This is a genomic window from Paracoccus mangrovi, from assembly GCF_042648425.1.
Lineage (GTDB): Bacteria > Pseudomonadota > Alphaproteobacteria > Rhodobacterales > Rhodobacteraceae > Paracoccus > Paracoccus mangrovi.
On record NZ_JBHRXJ010000002.1, the window covers coordinates 334,545 to 350,634 of the forward strand.

At 64.8% G+C, this 16,090-nt stretch carries 16 protein-coding genes; 6 read left to right on the forward strand and 10 right to left on the reverse strand.

The window, feature by feature from the left end; all coding sequences use genetic code 11:
• Position 1 precedes the first annotated feature (1 nt).
• From ACFOMH_RS03990 to ACFOMH_RS04005, 4 genes are read right to left on the reverse strand one after another with little or no spacing between them, the layout of a single operon-like run.
• Complete coding sequence (locus tag ACFOMH_RS03990; protein WP_377742757.1) at positions 2–310, reverse strand: urease subunit beta; 309 nt, start codon at positions 308–310, stop codon at positions 2–4.
• A complete protein-coding gene (locus ACFOMH_RS03995) occupies positions 307–510 on the reverse strand; it encodes a hypothetical protein (protein WP_374422644.1) in 204 nt (67 codons plus the stop codon). The genes ACFOMH_RS03990 and ACFOMH_RS03995 overlap by 4 nt, the downstream gene beginning before the upstream one ends.
• A gap of 9 nt (positions 511–519) precedes the next feature.
• Complete coding sequence (locus tag ACFOMH_RS04000; protein ID WP_377742760.1) at positions 520–822, reverse strand: urease subunit gamma; 303 nt, start codon at positions 820–822, stop codon at positions 520–522.
• 15 nt (positions 823–837) lie between these two features.
• Positions 838–1,656 carry an urease accessory protein UreD gene (locus tag ACFOMH_RS04005; protein ID WP_377742762.1) on the reverse strand — a complete coding sequence of 273 codons (819 nt, stop codon included), beginning with the start codon at positions 1,654–1,656 and terminating at the stop codon, positions 838–840.
• Positions 1,657–1,856: 200 nt separating this feature from the next.
• Between ACFOMH_RS04005 and ACFOMH_RS04010 the strand changes: the two genes are divergently transcribed.
• From ACFOMH_RS04010 to ACFOMH_RS04020, 3 genes are read left to right on the forward strand one after another with little or no spacing between them, the layout of a single operon-like run.
• Entirely contained in the window at positions 1,857–3,149 is a 1,293-nt protein-coding gene (locus ACFOMH_RS04010) for an adenylosuccinate synthase (RefSeq protein ID WP_377742764.1), read from the forward strand.
• 2 nt (positions 3,150–3,151) lie between these two features.
• Positions 3,152–3,364: a DUF2842 domain-containing protein gene (locus ACFOMH_RS04015; RefSeq protein ID WP_377742766.1), complete on the forward strand. Its 213-nt coding sequence runs from the start codon at positions 3,152–3,154 to the stop codon at positions 3,362–3,364.
• On the forward strand, positions 3,361–4,017 hold the full coding sequence (locus tag ACFOMH_RS04020) for a thiamine diphosphokinase (protein WP_377742768.1): 657 nt from the start codon (positions 3,361–3,363) through the stop codon (positions 4,015–4,017). Before ACFOMH_RS04015 ends, ACFOMH_RS04020 begins: the two co-directional genes overlap by 4 nt.
• A 39-nt stretch (positions 4,018–4,056) precedes the next feature.
• On the opposite strand, the gene ACFOMH_RS04025 is transcribed toward ACFOMH_RS04020, so the two are convergent.
• Genes ACFOMH_RS04025 through ACFOMH_RS04040 form a run of 4 tightly spaced genes read right to left on the reverse strand, consistent with a single transcriptional unit; the run spans position 4,057 to position 9,527 of the window.
• Positions 4,057–5,058 carry an ABC transporter permease gene (locus tag ACFOMH_RS04025; RefSeq protein WP_377742770.1) on the reverse strand — a complete coding sequence of 334 codons (1,002 nt, stop codon included), beginning with the start codon at positions 5,056–5,058 and terminating at the stop codon, positions 4,057–4,059.
• Positions 5,051–6,058, reverse strand: coding sequence for an ABC transporter permease (locus ACFOMH_RS04030; protein ID WP_374422656.1), 1,008 nt, complete (start codon positions 6,056–6,058; stop codon positions 5,051–5,053). The genes ACFOMH_RS04025 and ACFOMH_RS04030 overlap by 8 nt, the downstream gene beginning before the upstream one ends.
• A 16-nt stretch (positions 6,059–6,074) precedes the next feature.
• Positions 6,075–7,769, reverse strand: coding sequence for a peptide ABC transporter substrate-binding protein (locus tag ACFOMH_RS04035; RefSeq protein WP_377742772.1), 1,695 nt, complete (start codon positions 7,767–7,769; stop codon positions 6,075–6,077).
• Positions 7,770–7,823: 54 nt separating this feature from the next.
• Positions 7,824–9,527 carry a peptide ABC transporter substrate-binding protein gene (locus ACFOMH_RS04040; RefSeq protein ID WP_377742774.1) on the reverse strand — a complete coding sequence of 568 codons (1,704 nt, stop codon included), beginning with the start codon at positions 9,525–9,527 and terminating at the stop codon, positions 7,824–7,826.
• 232 nt (positions 9,528–9,759) lie between these two features.
• On the opposite strand from ACFOMH_RS04040, the gene ACFOMH_RS04045 reads away from it, so the two are divergent.
• From ACFOMH_RS04045 to ACFOMH_RS04055, 3 genes are all read left to right on the forward strand, one after another.
• A complete protein-coding gene (locus tag ACFOMH_RS04045) occupies positions 9,760–11,592 on the forward strand; it encodes an ABC transporter ATP-binding protein (protein WP_377742776.1) in 1,833 nt (610 codons plus the stop codon).
• Positions 11,593–11,916: 324 nt separating this feature from the next.
• Positions 11,917–12,630, forward strand: coding sequence for a TetR/AcrR family transcriptional regulator (locus ACFOMH_RS04050; RefSeq protein WP_374422664.1), 714 nt, complete (start codon positions 11,917–11,919; stop codon positions 12,628–12,630).
• A gap of 102 nt (positions 12,631–12,732) precedes the next feature.
• Positions 12,733–13,902, forward strand: coding sequence for a M20 aminoacylase family protein (locus tag ACFOMH_RS04055; protein ID WP_374422665.1), 1,170 nt, complete (start codon positions 12,733–12,735; stop codon positions 13,900–13,902).
• A 102-nt stretch (positions 13,903–14,004) separates the two neighbouring features.
• Here ACFOMH_RS04055 and lpdA read toward each other — a convergent pair whose 3' ends face one another.
• Positions 14,005–15,411, reverse strand: coding sequence for a dihydrolipoyl dehydrogenase (lpdA, locus tag ACFOMH_RS04060; protein WP_377742777.1), 1,407 nt, complete (start codon positions 15,409–15,411; stop codon positions 14,005–14,007).
• Positions 15,412–15,453: 42 nt separating this feature from the next.
• Positions 15,454–16,038, reverse strand: coding sequence for a DUF924 family protein (locus ACFOMH_RS04065; RefSeq protein WP_377742779.1), 585 nt, complete (start codon positions 16,036–16,038; stop codon positions 15,454–15,456).
• Positions 16,039–16,090: the final 52 nt, after the last annotated feature.

Here is a 16,090-nt window from a genome sequence, read left to right on the forward strand (position 1 = left end):
GTCAGTCCAATGCTCCCATGACGTGGCTGTTGAAGCCAAAGACTTTTCGCGCCCCGCGATAGGGGATCAGGCGCACTTCGCGCATCTGGCCGGGTTCGAACCGGATCGCGGTGCCGGCGGCGATGTCCAGACGCATGCCGCGCGCGGCGGCGCGGTCGAATTCCAGCCCGGGATTGGTCTCGGCGAAATGATAATGGCTGCCCACCTGAACCGGGCGGTCGCCGGTATTGGCCACCATCAGCGTGATCGCCGGGCAATCGGCGTTCAGCGTGATGTCGCCCGCCGCCGGAAAGACCTCGCCCGGGATCATGCCCGACCCCTGCGGCGATGACGGATCGCGATGACCAGCGTCAGCAGCACCAGCGCCCCCGCCGCCGCGCCCAGAATGACGCCAAGATGGTCGGCATGGCTGGCGGCGTGATGCAGCCCCTCGGGCGTGGGCGCAATGTCATGGCCGGGATGGGCAAGGGCGGCGTTGGGGATCAGGAAAAGCGGGATCAGACGTTTCATGGCGACCTTTCAGCGGATGGGGTTATGGACGGTGACCAGCTTGGTGCCGTCCGGGAATGTGGCCTCGACCTGCACGGAATGGATCATTTCGGGGATGCCGGGCATGCATTGCTCGCGGGTGATGACATGGGCGCCGGCCTCCATCAGCTCGGCGACGCTGTGGCCGTCGCGGGCGCCCTCGACGACGAAATCGGAAATCAGTGCGATGGCCTCGGGGTGGTTCAGGGGCGTGCCGCGCGCCAGCCGCCCGCGCGCCACCATGGCGGCAAGGCTGACCAGAAGCTTGTCCTTTTCGCGGGGGGTCAGGTTCATCGCATCCTCATGATTTCAGATTTGCCAGACCCGGGGCAGGGGGCCGGGGCGGATGGCCCCGATCAGCCGCATCAGCGCCTGCCGCAGCGGCCAGCCATCACCCGCCATCAGCCGCGCCACCAGCTTGCCGTCAAAGGCGCTGGCCGCGCCGTCGCACCCAAGCGCGGCGCGCGCGCAGTCCAGCCGGTCGGCGGCGTCGGGCGCGACCATGACCAGCGTGGCCAGCGCCCTTGCGCCGGCCAGGGTGGCCGGGCTGTCGCGACCCGCCAATGCGCCATCGTCCAGATAGAGGTTCTCGACAAAGACCGGCCGCCCGTCGCGGGTGATCCGGCGGCGGTCGCGCAGTTCCAGCCGGGTCAGCACCTCGCCCATCGCGGCGCGGCCCAGCACAAGCGTTTCGACCCAAAGACAGGTCGCATCCCCGATCAGCGCCACCTCTTGGTCGCGCCAAAGCGCGGCGCGGTCGAAAAGGATCGTTTCCTGCGGCAAAAGGTCCAGATGCGCCCCCGTCGCGACCGAAAACCGCGCCGAAACCTGTGCCTGCCCGCCGGTCGAGCGATAGGCGCGCTCGGCCGTCTGGGTGGTCACGGTCAGCCGCGTGCCCGGATCCTGCGCGACCGCGATCTGCATCCGGTCGCCGCCGGTCAACCCGCCCGAGGTGTTCAGAAGCACCATCTCGCATCCCGGCGCGGGCGGCAGCATCGCCTTGGCGCTGCCCGCCTGATAAAGCCGCTCCAGCCGCGTCGCGCCGTCCCGCCATGCGAATCCCGCGCGGATCTGACCCCGGGCGCGGGGCAAAATGGCGTGATGGCTTTGATCGGGCTGATCGAACATGAATGGCCTCTTTGCCCGAAGCATCGGCAAAGCCGGCGACCGGCTGCAAGCAAAGGCGGCGGTTTTGCGGGCGGGCTTGTCGATCTGCCTCGATTTTGGGCGGTTGCCCGAAAATCGCGCGGACAGGATTGCGCTTTTCCCTGACGGCGTTGGTGATTATACCCGATCCCGGCATTCATGACCGCAGAAGGGAAACCAACATGGCCAATGTGGTGGTCGTCGGCGCGCAATGGGGCGACGAAGGCAAGGGCAAGATCGTTGACTGGCTCAGCGAACGCGCCGATGTGATCGCGCGCTTTCAGGGCGGCCATAACGCCGGCCATACGCTGGTCATCGGCAATCAGGTTTATAAGCTGTCGCTTTTGCCCTCGGGGATCGTGCGCAAGGGCAAGATGGCGGTCATCGGCAATGGTGTCGTGCTGGACCCCTGGGCGCTGTTTTCCGAAATCGACAAGCTGGCCGGGCAGGGCGTCGCCATTTCGCCCGAAAACCTGATGATCGCGGAAAACACGCCGCTGATCCTGCCGCTGCATCAGGATCTGGACAAGCTGCGCGAAGAGGCGGCCGGTGCCTCGAAAATCGGCACGACCGGGCGCGGCATCGGCCCCGCTTACGAGGATAAGGTCGGCCGCCGCAGCATCCGCGTCGCCGATCTGGGCGATGCCGAGACGCTGGATTCGCGCCTTGACCGCCTGCTTGCGCATCACGACGCCCTGCGTCAGGGCCTGGGCGCCGCCCCCATCGACCGCGACGAGCTGCGCGCCAAGCTGCTGGAAATCGCGCCGAAGCTGCTGCAATACGCCCAGCCGGTCTGGAAGGTGATGAACGATTACCGCAAGGCCGGAAAACGCATCCTGTTCGAGGGGGCACAGGGCAGCCTGCTCGATATCGACTTCGGCACCTATCCCTATGTCACCAGCTCGACCACCATGTCGGGCATGGCCGCGACCGGGACCGGCATGGGCCCGTCCGCGATCGGCTTCGTCCTTGGCATCGTCAAGGCCTATACGACCCGTGTCGGCGAAGGCCCGTTCCCCAGCGAGCTCTTTGACGAGGACGGCCAGCGCCTGGGCGAACGCGGCCACGAATTCGGCACCGTCACCGGCCGCAAGCGCCGCTGCGGCTGGTTCGACGCGGTGCTGGTGCGCCAGACCTGCGCGATTTCCGGCGTGAACGGCATCGCGCTGACCAAGCTGGACGTGTTGGACGGGTTCAAGACGCTGAAAATCTGCGTCGGCTATGAAATCGACGGCGTGCAATACGATCACCTGCCCACCGCCGCCGCCCTTCAGGCCAAGGTGACCCCGATCTATGAGGAAATGCCGGGCTGGCAGGAATCGACCGCCGGCGCGCGCAGCTGGGCCGACCTTCCGGCCGAGGCGATCAAATATGTCCGCCGCATCGAGGAGTTGATCCAGTGCCCCGTCGCGCTGCTGTCGACCTCGCCCGAACGCGACGACACGATTCTGGTCACCGACCCCTTCGCGGATTGACCATGGATCTGAAAACCCGCAAGCGCTGGGCCTTGGTGATCCTTTTGCTGGGCCTGCCGCTCTACCTGATCGCGGCATGGTTCGTGACCAACCTGATCTACGATCTCTGGGGGCGGATGCCGCTGATCCTTGAATTCGTGGTCTATGTCGGGCTTGGGATCATCTGGATCCTGCCTTTCCGCAAGGTGTTCTCCGGCATCGGCAAGGCCGAATGACGCGGCTGGCAAGTCGCCAGCCGGTCACCCTGATCGGCGGCGCGCCGGTGCCGCGCGCCGATCTTGACGCGGCGCTGGCGCTGGCGCCGGTGCTGGCGGCGGCGGATGGAGGCGCCGATGCGGCGCTGGCGAACGGTTTGGTGCCGCAAGCGGTCTGGGGCGATTTCGACAGTATTTCACCACAAGCCCGCGCCGCGATCCCGCCCGAAAACCTGCATCGCATCGCCGAACAGGACAGCACCGATTTCGAAAAATGCCTGTCGCGCATCGACGCGCCGCTGGTTCTGGCCATCGGCTTTTGCGGCGCGCGCCAGGACCATTTCCTCGCGGCGCTGAATACGCTGGCGCGGGGGATCGGCCCGCCCTGCATCCTGATCGCCGATCAGGATATCGTCACGCTTTGCCCGCCCCGGATCGCGCTGGATCTGGCGCCGGGCACGCGGCTCTCGCTGTTTCCGATGGGCCTGGCCTCGGGTCGGGCAACGGGCCTGCGCTGGCCGATCGAGGGGCTGGATTTCGCCCCCGCGGGCCGCGTCGGCACCTCAAACGCCGCCACCGGCCCGGTCAGCATCGAGATGCGGGGGCCGATGCTGCTGATCCTGCCGCGCGCGCAGCTGGGGCTTCTTGCCCGAAGCCTTGGGCAAGGCGCCTGATTTCTTCTTCACTCAAATATCCATGCGGCGGCGCCGCAATCACCGCCCGCGAATGCGGGGATCCATCGCGTCCCGCAGCCCGTCGCCGATATAATTCACCGACAACACGGTAAGCGAAATGAACGCCCCGGGAAGGATGACCCGCCACGGATACATCTGCATCTGATCGACCGCATCGTAAAGCAGCCGCCCCCAGGTCGGGAAATCCGGCGGGAACCCCAGACCCAGGAATGACAGCGCGCTTTCGGTGATGATCGCGGTCGCGATCCCCAGCGTCGCCGCCACCATGATCGGCGAGATCACATTGGGCAGCACATGGCGCAGGATCATCCGCGGCGCCGGCGTGCCGATGGATTTCGCGGCCAGAATGAATTCGCGCTCTTTCAGGCCCAGCACATCGCCTCGCACGATCCGCGCCGTCTGCATCCACGAGGTCACCCCGATGGCCCCGACGATCAACAGGAATATCCCCCCCGCCGGGCCCAGCGATTGACTGAGCGGCTCGCGAAACAGCGTCACCATCAGCAACAGCAAGGGCAGCAGCGGCAGCGCCAGAAACAGCTCGGTCAACCGCATCAGCGGCGCGTCCAACCGCCGGAAATAACCCGACAGAACCCCGATCAGGCTGCCCAGCGTCAACGCGATCGACATCGCGACCAGCCCGACCGCGATCGAGACCCGCCCCCCGGTCATCATCCGCGCCAGAATATCGCGGCCCAGCTGGTCGGTGCCCAGCGGATGGGCGGCGGTAAAGCCCTGATTGCGGGCGCGGTAATCGACATAGGTCGGGTCGATGGTCCACAGCCACGGCCCGACGCTGACAAACAGGATGATGCCCACAAACACCACCAGCGCCACCATGGCGCCGCGATGGCTGCGGAACTGATGCCAGACATCGCGCCACTGGCTGCGCGCGGGCGCGCCCGGCTCGACCGGCTGATCGGGGGGCAGGGCCTCGGCGCCGGGCAGGGCGGCGTTGACGGCGGTTTCGGCGATCTGCAAGTCCGCCGCCGTGATTTCACTCTCGCGCGGATCAGTCATAGCGGATCCTCGGATCCAGCACGCCGTAAAGCAGATCGGCGATCAGGGTGAAACTTACGATCAGAATGGCAAAGATGAAGGTCAGCGTCATCACCATGGGAATGTCATTGGCATGAATGGCGAGGATCAGCAGCTGGCCGATCCCGTTCACCTTAAAGACCTGTTCGGTGATCAGCGCGCCGCCAAACACCACAGGAAGCCCGAGCGCGATCACCGTCACCACCGGGATCAGCGAATTGCGCAGCACATGTTTCAGCACCACCACCCGTTCCGACAGGCCCTTGGCGCGGGCGGTGCGGACGTAATCCTGACGCAGGTTGTCCAGCATCGAGGCCCGCATGAAGCGGCTGATCTGCGCGGCGTTATAGAGCGCGAGCACGGTCACCGGCATCGCCATCTGTCGCACCTGCACGACAAAGCTGTCCCAATCCGTGACCCGATGCGTGGTGTCATAGATGGACGGGAACCATTGCAGCTTGATCCCGAAGATGATGATGAACACGACCCCGGTAAAGAATGTCGGCAGCGAAAACCCCACCATCGACACGAATGTCCCCAGCTGGTCGAACCAGCTGTATTGCCGATAGGCCGAGACGATGCCGATCGGGATCGCGATCAGCACCCCCAAAAGATAGGACATGCCGACCACGGTCAGGGTCTGCGGCAGGCGTTCGGCGATGACGTCGAATACCGGCTGACGCGACTGATAGCTGATTATGCGCTGCATCCCCTCGCTGAACGAGGTGCCAAAGATCTGGTCGAACCAGTAAAGCGGCTCGACCCAGAAAAACTGTTTTAGCCAAAGAACATAGCGGATGTACCAGGCCTGGCCCAGGCCAAGGGCCTCGCGCATGCGTTCCTTGACCTCGGGCGGCACGGTCAGCGGCACCTCGCCCAAGGGATCGCCCGGCGATGCCTCAAGCAGCAAAAAGATCACCAGCGAGATGAACAGCAGCGTCGGGATCGCCAGCAGCAGCCGGCGCAGCGCGAAGGTCAGCATGGCTCCTCCGTCGGGATCATTTTGCGCGGCTCCAGTCGGCGACGTTCCACAACTGCCCCTCCCAGCCATTTGGAAGGACGCCGTTCAGCGTGTTCACATGCGCCGACACCATGCCGCGATGGATCAGTGGCAGGGTATAGTTGCCATCGGCGGTGAGGCGGGCGTCCAGTTCTCGCGACAATTGCTGGCGCACGGCGGGCGTGATGCTTTGATGCAGTTGGCGGATGGTTTCGTCATAGGCTGCGTCGCAAAAACGCGGCGTGTTCTTGCCCTGCCATTGCGTATCGGGCGAGGGGATGCGTGCGCAGGTGAATTCGTTCAGAAAGGATGCCGGATCGGGCAAATAATAGGCATCGGTATACATTTCGGCATCGGCATAGAATTTCTGTCGCGTGTCCGGGTTGCCGGGATCCGAGCCGAAAAAGGATGACGGCTCGACCGCCTTCAACTCGGTCTCGACGCCGATTTCCTGCCACCATTGCTTGACCAGCGCCTGTTCGTCCTGCCTGACGGCGTTGACCGAGGTCTGAAACAGCATCGAAAGCCGGACACCGTTCTTTTGCCGGATGCCATCGGCCCCGGGCACCCACCCGGCCTGATCCAGAAGGGCGCGCGCGCCGGCAATATCCTGTGCGGCACAGGGCCCGGTCGGAGCGACGGCCGCCGGCACCGGCAGAATGGTGCAGGTCGCCCGCCCGGCGGGGCCATAGGCCAGTTCGGCGATGATCTGGCGGTCGATGGCCATGGAAAGCGCCCGCCGCACCGCCGGATCGGTCAGAAACGGATGCGGATTGGCCAGCGTCGAACGCAGGCCCTCGGGCAGGTTGGGCGAGGCGTCGCTTTGGTTCAGGTCGATCCGTTCGACCATGCTGCCGAAACTGGCGACGACGCGGCCCTTGCCCTTGGCCTCCATCGCCGCGACGGATTCGGGGGGCAATTGCAGGTTCCAGGCGAAATCGTATTCCGCGCTTTCCAGCACCGCGCGCGCGGCGGCCATGGCGTCGCCGCCACCCTTGACGATGACGCGGTCAAAGGCCGGCTTGGCCGGGTCGCGATAGTTCGGATTGATTTCGAACTGGGCGACATCGCCGGATTTGAAATCGGTGACGCGATAGGGGCCGGTGCCGATGGGGCCGAAATTCTGTGCTGTGCAGCTGACGCCGGCCGGACCCAGACAGGCGGAGAATTGCGCCTGTTGCAGGATGGGCGTGCGCCCGCCGACAAAGGCTTGCAGTGGCGCATAGCGCGGCGCGTCGAAATTCAGCCGCACCGTCTGGGCGTCCAGCGCCTCGACCGAGGCAATGCCGGCGAATTCCGACAGGACCGAACAGCCGAATTCCGGGTGCATGCAATATGCGGCGGTGAATTTCACATCCTCGGCGGTGACCGGTGTGCCGTCCGACCAGACCAGCCCCGGCTTCAGCTTCCAGGTGACGGACATGTAATCCTGGGCGATGCCGCCATTTTCCAGGCTGGGGATCTCGGCGGCCAGGACCGGGATCAGGCTGCCGTCATCGGCCACCAGCGCAAGCGGCTCGATCACCATCGAGGCCGGGTCCACATCCTTGGCCCCGGTCGAGATATAGGGGTTCAGGACGGTCGGCGCCTGCCAGTAAAGCACACGCAGATCGCCGTCCCCGCCACGTTCGGCAAGGGCGGGCGAGGTTGCGACAGCAAGCGCCAATGCCGGCGCGATATGTCCGAATTTCATGTCTGTCCTATGATGCTGGGGCCGGCCCATGCCGGGCCGGCCGCGGAATCGTGGTTATTGCTTGACCCGGAACCAGTCGGCGACGTTCCAGATTTCGGTGTCCCATGCGTTCAGCGCGACACCGCCCAGCGTATTGGCATGGGCCGAGGCCGTCCCGCGATAGACCAGCGGGATGATCGCATTGCTGTCCTTGGTGAGCATGTCGTTCATGGTCCGGCCCAGCTCGGCGCGCTTGGCCGGGTCGATGATGCCGCTGAGTTCCTTGACATGGGCGTCAAAGGCCGGGTCGCAATAGCGGCTGGTGTTTTCGCCCTGCCACTGGTTGTCGGGGCCGGGCGATTGCGAACAGATGTTCTTGGCCAGCGAGGGTTCGGGGTTCGCGCCTTCAAAGAAGTTCGCGTACATTTCGATATCGGCATAGAATTTCTGGAACGTGTCCGGCGAGCCGGCATCCCCGCCGAAATAGACCGAGGCGTCGATCACCTTCAGCTCGGTCTCGACGCCGATTTCCTGCCACCACTGCTTGATCAGCGCCTGAAAGTCCTGCCGCACCGCGTTGACCGAGGTCTGGAACACCAGCTTCAGCCGCTTGCCGTCCTTTTCGCGGATGCCGTCGCCGCCCGGCACCCAACCGGCCTCGTCCAAAAGCTTTTTGGCGCCCTCGATGTCCTGGGTCAGGCATTCGGTATTGTCCGAGGCCCAGGCCTCGGGCGCGGGCACGATATTGCAGGTGGGCTTGCCGGCGATGCCATAGCCGACCTCGGTCAGCAGCTGACGGTCGATGGCCATGGAAAGCGCCTTGCGCACATTCACGTCCGACAGGATCGGATGCGGGTGCTTCAGTGTCGAACGTTCCCCCTCGGGCAGGCTCGAGGACGGATCGGTCATGTTGACATGCAGCCGCTCGACCAGACTGCCAAAGGCGGCCGACACCTTGCCCTTGCCGGCGGCCTCCATGCCCGCCAGCACGTCGGGGGCCAGCTGCGTGTTCCAGGCGTAGTCGTATTCGCCAGTCTCAAGCACCGAACGCGCCGCCGCCGCCGGATCGCCGCCGCCCTTCATCACCAATGTGGCGAAGGCGGGCTTGGCCGGGTCGCGATATTCGGGATTGGCCTCGAAGCGGATGACGTCATTGGTGCGGAATTCGACCACCCGGAAGGGGCCGGTGCCGATCGGGTTGAAATTCTGTTCGGTACAGGTCGGCGCGGCCTCGCCGATGCATTTCTCGAACTGGGCTTTCTGGATGATCGGCGACTGGCCGCCGACAAAGGCCGAAAACGGATCCGGGCGCGGGGTGGTGAAGTTCACCTTGACGGTCAGATCGTCCACCGCCTCGACGCTTTCGACGCCCTCGAACTTGGCCAGCTGCGCGCAGCCGCCCTTGGGGTCCATGCAGTAATTGGCGGTGAAGACCACATCGGCCGAGGTCAGCGGCGTGCCATCGGACCATTTCACGCCGGGCTTCAGCTTCCAGGTGACGGAACGCAGATCCTCGGAAATGCCGCCATTCTCGGCCGTGGGCACCTCGGCCGCGAGCCACGGCACGACCTTGCCCTCGGGGGTGAAACGGGCCAGCGGCTCAAGCGTCATGCTGGCGGCGATGATGTCCTTGGTGCCGCCCGACAGATACATGTTCATCGTCGAGGGCGCCTGCCACATGATGATATTGACCTGTCCGTCCGCGCCGCGTTCGGCGAAAGCCGCGGGCGCCATGACCGCCGTCGCGGCCGCACCCATCATCAGCGTTTTCAGTTTCATCGCTATCTCCTGTTGAACCGGTTTCGTGATCGTTGCTGTTGGCGGGCCGCATGCGCCACCTGGCCCAGGCCCTCTCTTTCGTTTGCCTTTGGGCGTTCACGCCTTGGTGATGGGCGTGAGTTTCAGACGGTTTGCGGCTGAATTGCAAGAAACAACTTCACAACGCTTAGCGGTTGCAATCTGGCGGCGCGGGATTAGCCTGACGGGCGGGGCGTCGCATCGGGGAATGGGCATGCTGGATACCAAGCCACTGGTTTCGATCCAAAATCTGCGGGTCGAGTTTCAGACCCGCGAAGGCCGGGTGACCGGGGTGAACGATCTGACATTCGACATCGCGCCGGGCGAATGCGTCTGCGTGGTGGGGGAATCCGGTTCGGGCAAATCGGTCAGTTCGCTGTCGCTGATGCGGCTGGTCGAATTCGGCGGCGGCGAAATCGCGCAGGGGAAACTGCTGTTTCAGCGCGAGGATGGCGACCGCATCGACATCGTCACGCAGGATGGCCGCAGCATGCGCGACATTCGCGGCAATGAGATCGCGATGATCTTTCAGGAACCGATGACCGCGCTGAACCCGGTCTTTACCATCGGCGATCAGCTGGCCGAGGGGCTGATCACCCATCGCGACATGACCCGCGCCGAGGCCCGGGCCCGCGCGCTTGAGCTTTTGCGCGAGGTGCGCATCCCCGAGCCCGAGCGGCGGCTGAAACAATATCCGCATGAGCTGTCGGGGGGCATGCGTCAGCGCGTGGTCATCGCCATGGCCATGGCCTGTCAGCCGCGTCTGCTGATCTGTGACGAACCCACGACCGCGTTAGATGTGACCATCCAGGCCGAGATCCTGGCCCTGATCAACCGGCTCAAGCGCGAAACCGGCATGGCGGTGCTGTTCATCACCCATGACATGGCGGTGGTGGCCCAGATGGCCGACCGCGTCGTGGTCATGTATCGCGGCAACAAGGTCGAAGAGGGGCCGGTCACCGAAATATTCGAAAACCCGCAACAGGATTACACCAAGGCGCTTTTGGCCGCCGTGCCGCGTCTGGGCGAGATGACCGGCCGCGACGCGCCCGAGCCCATGCGCCTGTTGCGCAGCGCCGCCGCCGCCCCGCCCGAAGCCGCGCCCGCCCGCGCGCCCGAACCCCTGCTCGAGGTGCGCCATCTGTGCACCCGTTTCCCGGTCAAGGGCGGGCTTTTGCGCCGCACCGTGGCACAGGTCCATGCGGTCGAGGATGTGACCTTCACCCTGAATGCCGGCGAAACCCTGTCGCTGGTGGGCGAAAGCGGCTCGGGCAAGACCACGGCGGGGCGGTCGGTCCTGCGGCTGGTCGAGCCGACTTCGGGCGAGGTGCGGCTTGCGGGACAGGACGTGATCGCGATGGCGCCGGGCGAATTGCGCCGGGCGCGGCGCGACATGCAGATGATCTTTCAGGATCCCTTTGCCAGTCTGGATCCGCAGATGCGGCTTTTCGACCAGATCGAGGAGCCGATGCTGAATTACGGCATCGGCAATCGCGACGAACGCCGCGACCGCATCGCCGCGCTTTTTGACCGGGTCGAGCTGCCGCGCAGCTTCATGCGCCGCTATCCGCATGAAATGTCGGGCGGCCAGCGCCAGCGCATCGCCATTGCCCGCGCGCTGGCGCTGAACCCGCGGCTGATCGTCGCCGATGAGGCGGTTTCGGCGCTGGATGTGTCGGTTCAGGCGCAGGTGCTGAACCTGTTGATGGAATTGCAGCGCGAATTGGGTATCTCGATCCTGTTCATCAGCCATGACATGGCCGTGGTCGAACGCATCAGCCATCAGGTCGCGGTGATGTATCTGGGCCGGATCGTTGAAATCGGCAGCCGCCGGCAGGTGTTCGAGACCCCGCAGCACAGCTATACCCGGCAGCTGATGTCGGCGGTGCCGGTGGCCGATCCGCGCCTGAAAAAGATCACCGAGGACCTGCGCTTTCGGCCGATCCCCTCACCGATCCATCCCTCGGATCATGTCGCGCCGCCCTCGGTCTATCGCGAGGTGGCGCCGGGGCATCTGGTGCTGATCGATCCGGTGACGCATGGATAGGGTCCACGCCTGCCGCGCGCGACAGGGGACAAGATTGCGGGGGGCGAAATTGCGGACGGTGATCCGGCGACCCGACCATGGGCGGGACGGTTCAACCCTGGCTCCTGGTCGCGAGTCCCCATCTCGTTGATCAGACTCAGGCGTGGAAATGAGCCAAAGATTGCGTTGGTCAGCAAATGCGACAAAATACAAGCAATGAGTCGGTAACGCCGTGGGGACTCGTACAAAACCAAGAAATTATTAAGACCAAATATACTCGTAACTGATTGCTGACGTCGCGTCCCGTAACATTCGTTACGGAAAAATGCAAGCAAGAGGCACAAGATGGCTCGCAGCAAGCGTGATATCCGCGAAGAGGAGATCGAGGCCGCCGCCTATCGGCTGCTCGAAGAGCGGGGATTTGCAGGAACGGGTATGCAGGCGATCGCCCAGGCGGCGCATGCCTCGAACGAGACGCTTTACCGTTGGTATGGAGACAAGACCGGGCTTTACCGCGCGCTGATCACCCGTAATGCCAGACTGATCGTCGAACAGATCGCGCGCGCCCGCGCCGAGGGGCATCGGGGCCTTGCGGCGCTGGAACGGGCCGGGCCGGTGCTTTTGGGCGCCATTCTCAGTGACCGGGCGATTGCGCTGAACCGGGCGGCGGCGGCGGATCGGACGGGCCAGCTTGGGCCGGTGCTGGCCGAGGCGGGGCGCAGCGCGGTCCTGCCGCTGTTGATCGAAATCGTCGCCGAAGCTTTGGCCGCCGGGCATCTGGGCACGCGGCTTGCGCCCAGAATGCGGGGCCGATTGCCCCTTGGCGATGCCGATCCGGGTGATGCGGCCGGTGATCTGGCCGGTGACGAAGCTGGTGGCCCGGCTGGCGATGATGCGATTGCCACCGAACTGACCGAGCTTTGGCTGGCCCTGTTGATCGGCGATCTTCAGATCCGTTGCGTGACCGGGCAGATCACGCCCCCGGACCCGGCGCAGATCGCGCTGCGCTCTGCGCGGGCCGTGGACCGGCTGTTGCGTTTCTATCCGCCCGAGGGCTGAGCCCCGCGCCGCGCCCATCGGGTCAGAGGCGCGGGGATGCGGCAACCGCCCACCCTTGCGACGCGGGCTGAAAGGCGTAACCTGCCCGCGAAGGAGAAACACATGCCCGTCAAGAACCGCTTTGCCGAATTGCTGCCGGAAATCACCGCCTGGCGACGGGATTTCCACCAGCATCCCGAATTGCAATATGAGGTGCATCGCACCGCCGGAAAGGTCGCAGAGCTTTTGCGCGCCTTTGGCGTGGATGAGGTCACCGAAGGCATCGGGCGCACCGGGGTTGTCGGTGTCATCAAGGGCCGCGCGGACAGCCGGGGCCGGGTGATCGGGCTGCGCGCCGATATGGACGCCCTGCCGATCCGCGAGCTGACGGGGGCGGAATATGCCTCGACGGTGCCGGGGGCCATGCATGCCTGTGGTCACGACGGCCATACCGCGATGCTGTTGGGGGCGGCGAAATACCTGGCCGAGACGCGGAATTTCGACGGCACCGCCGTGGTCATCTTTCAGCCTGCGGAAGAGGGGGGTGGCGGCGGTCTGGCGATGATCGAGGACGGGCTGGCCGAGCGTTGGGGCATTCAGGAATTCTATGGCATGCACAATATGCCCGGCTATCCGACGGGCAGTTTCGCCATTCGCGAAGGCGCGATGATGGCCGCGGCCGACCAGTTCGACATCGTGGTCACCGGCAAGGGCGGTCATGCCGCCAAGCCGCATGAGGCCGTGGATACGGTGCTTGTTTCGGCGCAGATCATCGTCGCCCTGCAATCCATCGTGTCGCGCAATGTCGATCCGCTGCAAAGCGGGGTGGTGTCGGTCTGTGTGATCGAGACCGATTCGACGGCGCATAATGTGATCCCGCAGGTGGTGAAGCTGAAGGGGACCGCCCGCAGTCTGGACCCCGGGGTGCGCGATCAGCTTGAGGCCGGGATCGCCCGGGTTGCGACGAATGTCGCCGCAGCCTTTGGCGCCGTGGCCGAGGTGCAGTATGAGCGTGGCTATCCGGTGACCATGAACCACCCGCAGGAAACCGGCTTTGCGGCGGATGTCGCGCGCCAGGTTGCCGGCGATGTGGCCTTGGATATGGCGCCGCTGATGGCGGGCGAGGATTTCAGCTATATGCTGAACACGCGGCCCGGCGCCTATATCTTTGTCGGCAATGGCGACACCGCCATGCTGCATCATCCCGCCTATGATTTTGACGACAACGCGATTCCGGCCGGGGCCAGCTGGTATGCCGGCATGATCGAGGCGCGGATGCCGGTTTCGGCCTGAGCGCCGCCGGGGGCTTCGCGCCCCCGGACCCCCGCGGGATATTTGGGCATGAAAGAAGGGGGGCTTTGGACCCCCCTTTGTTCATTGCCGGTCGTCCGGATGCTAGAAGTGGATGGCGCGGCCGTAGGCGGAGAGCGTCGCCTCGTGCATCATCTCGCTGAGCGTGGGGTGGGGGAAGACCGTTTCCATCAGCTCGGCCTCGGTGGTTTCCAGCGTGCGGCCGACGACATAGCCCTGGATCAGTTCGGTCACCTCGGCGCCGACCATATGGGCGCCCAGAAGTTCGCCGGTCTTGGCGTCGAAGACGGTTTTCACCAGCCCCTCGGGTTCGCCGAGCGCGATCGCCTTGCCATTGCCGATGAAGGGGAAGCGGCCGACCTTGACCTCGTAGCCTGCGGCCTTGGCCTTTTCCTCGGTCAGGCCGACGGAGGCTACCTGCGGGTTGCAATAGGTGCAGCCGGGGATCGAGTTCGGTTTGATCGGGTGCGGGTGCTGGCCGGCGATCAGTTCGGCGACCATCACGCCCTCATGGCTGGCCTTGTGGGCGAGCCAAGGCGCGCCCGCGACATCGCCGATGGCGAAAAGACCGGGGACGCCCGTGCGGCAATATTCGTCGGTCACGACATGGGTGCGGTCGATTTTCACGCCCAGCTTTTCAAGGCCGAGGTTTTCGACATTGCCGACAATGCCCACGGCCGAGATCACGGTGTCGAATTCCTGGGTTTCGGTCTTGCCGTCTTTTTCGATATGGGCGGTCACCTTGCCGCCGCCCTTGCCATCGGGGGCGCGGTCCAGCTGTTTGACCGTCGCTTTTTCGATGATCTTCATGCCTTGCTTGAGGAATTGCTTTTTCGCGAGCGCCGAGATTTCGGCATCCTCGACCGGCAGCACCCGGTCCATCACCTCGACCACGGTGGTGTCTGCGCCCAGCGTGTTGAAGAAGCTGGCGAATTCGATGCCGATGGCGCCCGAGCCGATGACCAGCAGTTTTTTCGGCATGCGCGAGGGGACCAGCGCGTGCTTGTAATTCCAAACCAGTTCGCCATCGGCTTCCAGCCCCGGCAGGTTGCGGGCGCGGGCGCCGGTGGCCAGCACGATGTTCTTGGCGGTGACTTCCTCGGTGCCCTTGTCGGTCTTGACGCTGATCTTGCCGGGCGCGGTCAGGGTGGCCTCGCCCATGATGACGGTGACCTTGTTTTTCTTGAGCAGGTGGCCGACGCCGCCCGCCAGTTGCTTGGCCACGCCACGCGAGCGCTGGACCACGGCATCGAGGTCATAGCCGGCCTTTTCGACCGAAAGCCCGAATTCCTTGGCGCGGTGCATGAGGTGGAACACCTCGGCCGAGCGCAAGAGCGCCTTGGTCGGGATACAGCCCCAGTTCAGGCAGATGCCGCCCAGATGCTCACGTTCGATACAGGCGACCTTGAGGCCGAGCTGGGCGCCGCGGATAGCGCAAACATAGCCGCCCGGGCCGGAACCGATCACCACCATGTCGAAGGATTGCGCCATGGAATTCCCCCTCTTCACAAAGATAGTTCAGCGTTAAATCATTTACGCGAGGTCATCAAGCGACAGCTTTCCCGAGATCAGCGCGCCGTAGCCGCCGGCCTGCATCACGCGGTTTTCCGCCGCCGAGGCCGGGCGGCCCAGCGCGTCGTTGCGCCAGGGAAAGCGGCCGAATTTCGCGATCGTGTCGTGGTGCATTTCGGCATGTTGCAGGCTTTCGCCGGGCATATTTTCGCGAAACAGGTCGATGCAGCGTTTCTGATCGGCCAGATGTTCGGAATGCTCGAAGGGCATATAGAAGAACTGGCGCGCGGGGGGCGCGATCTCTTGGTCGAACCCCGCCGCGATGGCGGCATTGGCGATCTGGCGCGCGAGGGGATCGGTGGCAAAGGCGCGCGGGTCGTTTCGGAACATATTGCGCGGAAACTGATCCGTCAGGATCAGCGCCGCCAAGGCCCCCCGGGGCGTCGCGGCCCAGGCGGGCGCCAGTTCGGCGGCGCGGTCCCAGGTCGGGCGGAAACGTTCGCGGATGGTGGCGTCGAGCGTTGCGTTCCCGTCATACCAACCCTTTTCGCCGACATCGACGAGCCAGAACTGCAGCACCTGATCGGCAGTGGCAATCGTGGTCATGGCGCCCCCTTGATGCATCCGCATTCCCGGGGATGGTCGCAAAGGCGGCGGG

Coding starts and splice junctions, on each gene's coding strand:
- ACFOMH_RS03990 (WP_377742757.1), bottom strand. CDS start 310: ATGATCCCGGGCGAGGTCTTTCCGGCGGCGGGCGACATCACGCTGAAC.
- ACFOMH_RS03995 (WP_374422644.1), bottom strand. CDS start 510: ATGAAACGTCTGATCCCGCTTTTCCTGATCCCCAACGCCGCCCTTGCC.
- ACFOMH_RS04000 (WP_377742760.1), bottom strand. CDS start 822: ATGAACCTGACCCCCCGCGAAAAGGACAAGCTTCTGGTCAGCCTTGCC.
- ACFOMH_RS04005 (WP_377742762.1), bottom strand. CDS start 1,656: ATGTTCGATCAGCCCGATCAAAGCCATCACGCCATTTTGCCCCGCGCC.
- ACFOMH_RS04010 (WP_377742764.1), top strand. CDS start 1,857: ATGGCCAATGTGGTGGTCGTCGGCGCGCAATGGGGCGACGAAGGCAAG.
- ACFOMH_RS04015 (WP_377742766.1), top strand. CDS start 3,152: ATGGATCTGAAAACCCGCAAGCGCTGGGCCTTGGTGATCCTTTTGCTG.
- ACFOMH_RS04020 (WP_377742768.1), top strand. CDS start 3,361: ATGACGCGGCTGGCAAGTCGCCAGCCGGTCACCCTGATCGGCGGCGCG.
- ACFOMH_RS04025 (WP_377742770.1), bottom strand. CDS start 5,058: ATGACTGATCCGCGCGAGAGTGAAATCACGGCGGCGGACTTGCAGATC.
- ACFOMH_RS04030 (WP_374422656.1), bottom strand. CDS start 6,058: ATGCTGACCTTCGCGCTGCGCCGGCTGCTGCTGGCGATCCCGACGCTG.
- ACFOMH_RS04035 (WP_377742772.1), bottom strand. CDS start 7,769: ATGAAATTCGGACATATCGCGCCGGCATTGGCGCTTGCTGTCGCAACC.
- ACFOMH_RS04040 (WP_377742774.1), bottom strand. CDS start 9,527: ATGAAACTGAAAACGCTGATGATGGGTGCGGCCGCGACGGCGGTCATG.
- ACFOMH_RS04045 (WP_377742776.1), top strand. CDS start 9,760: ATGCTGGATACCAAGCCACTGGTTTCGATCCAAAATCTGCGGGTCGAG.
- ACFOMH_RS04050 (WP_374422664.1), top strand. CDS start 11,917: ATGGCTCGCAGCAAGCGTGATATCCGCGAAGAGGAGATCGAGGCCGCC.
- ACFOMH_RS04055 (WP_374422665.1), top strand. CDS start 12,733: ATGCCCGTCAAGAACCGCTTTGCCGAATTGCTGCCGGAAATCACCGCC.
- lpdA (WP_377742777.1), bottom strand. CDS start 15,411: ATGGCGCAATCCTTCGACATGGTGGTGATCGGTTCCGGCCCGGGCGGC.
- ACFOMH_RS04065 (WP_377742779.1), bottom strand. CDS start 16,038: ATGACCACGATTGCCACTGCCGATCAGGTGCTGCAGTTCTGGCTCGTC.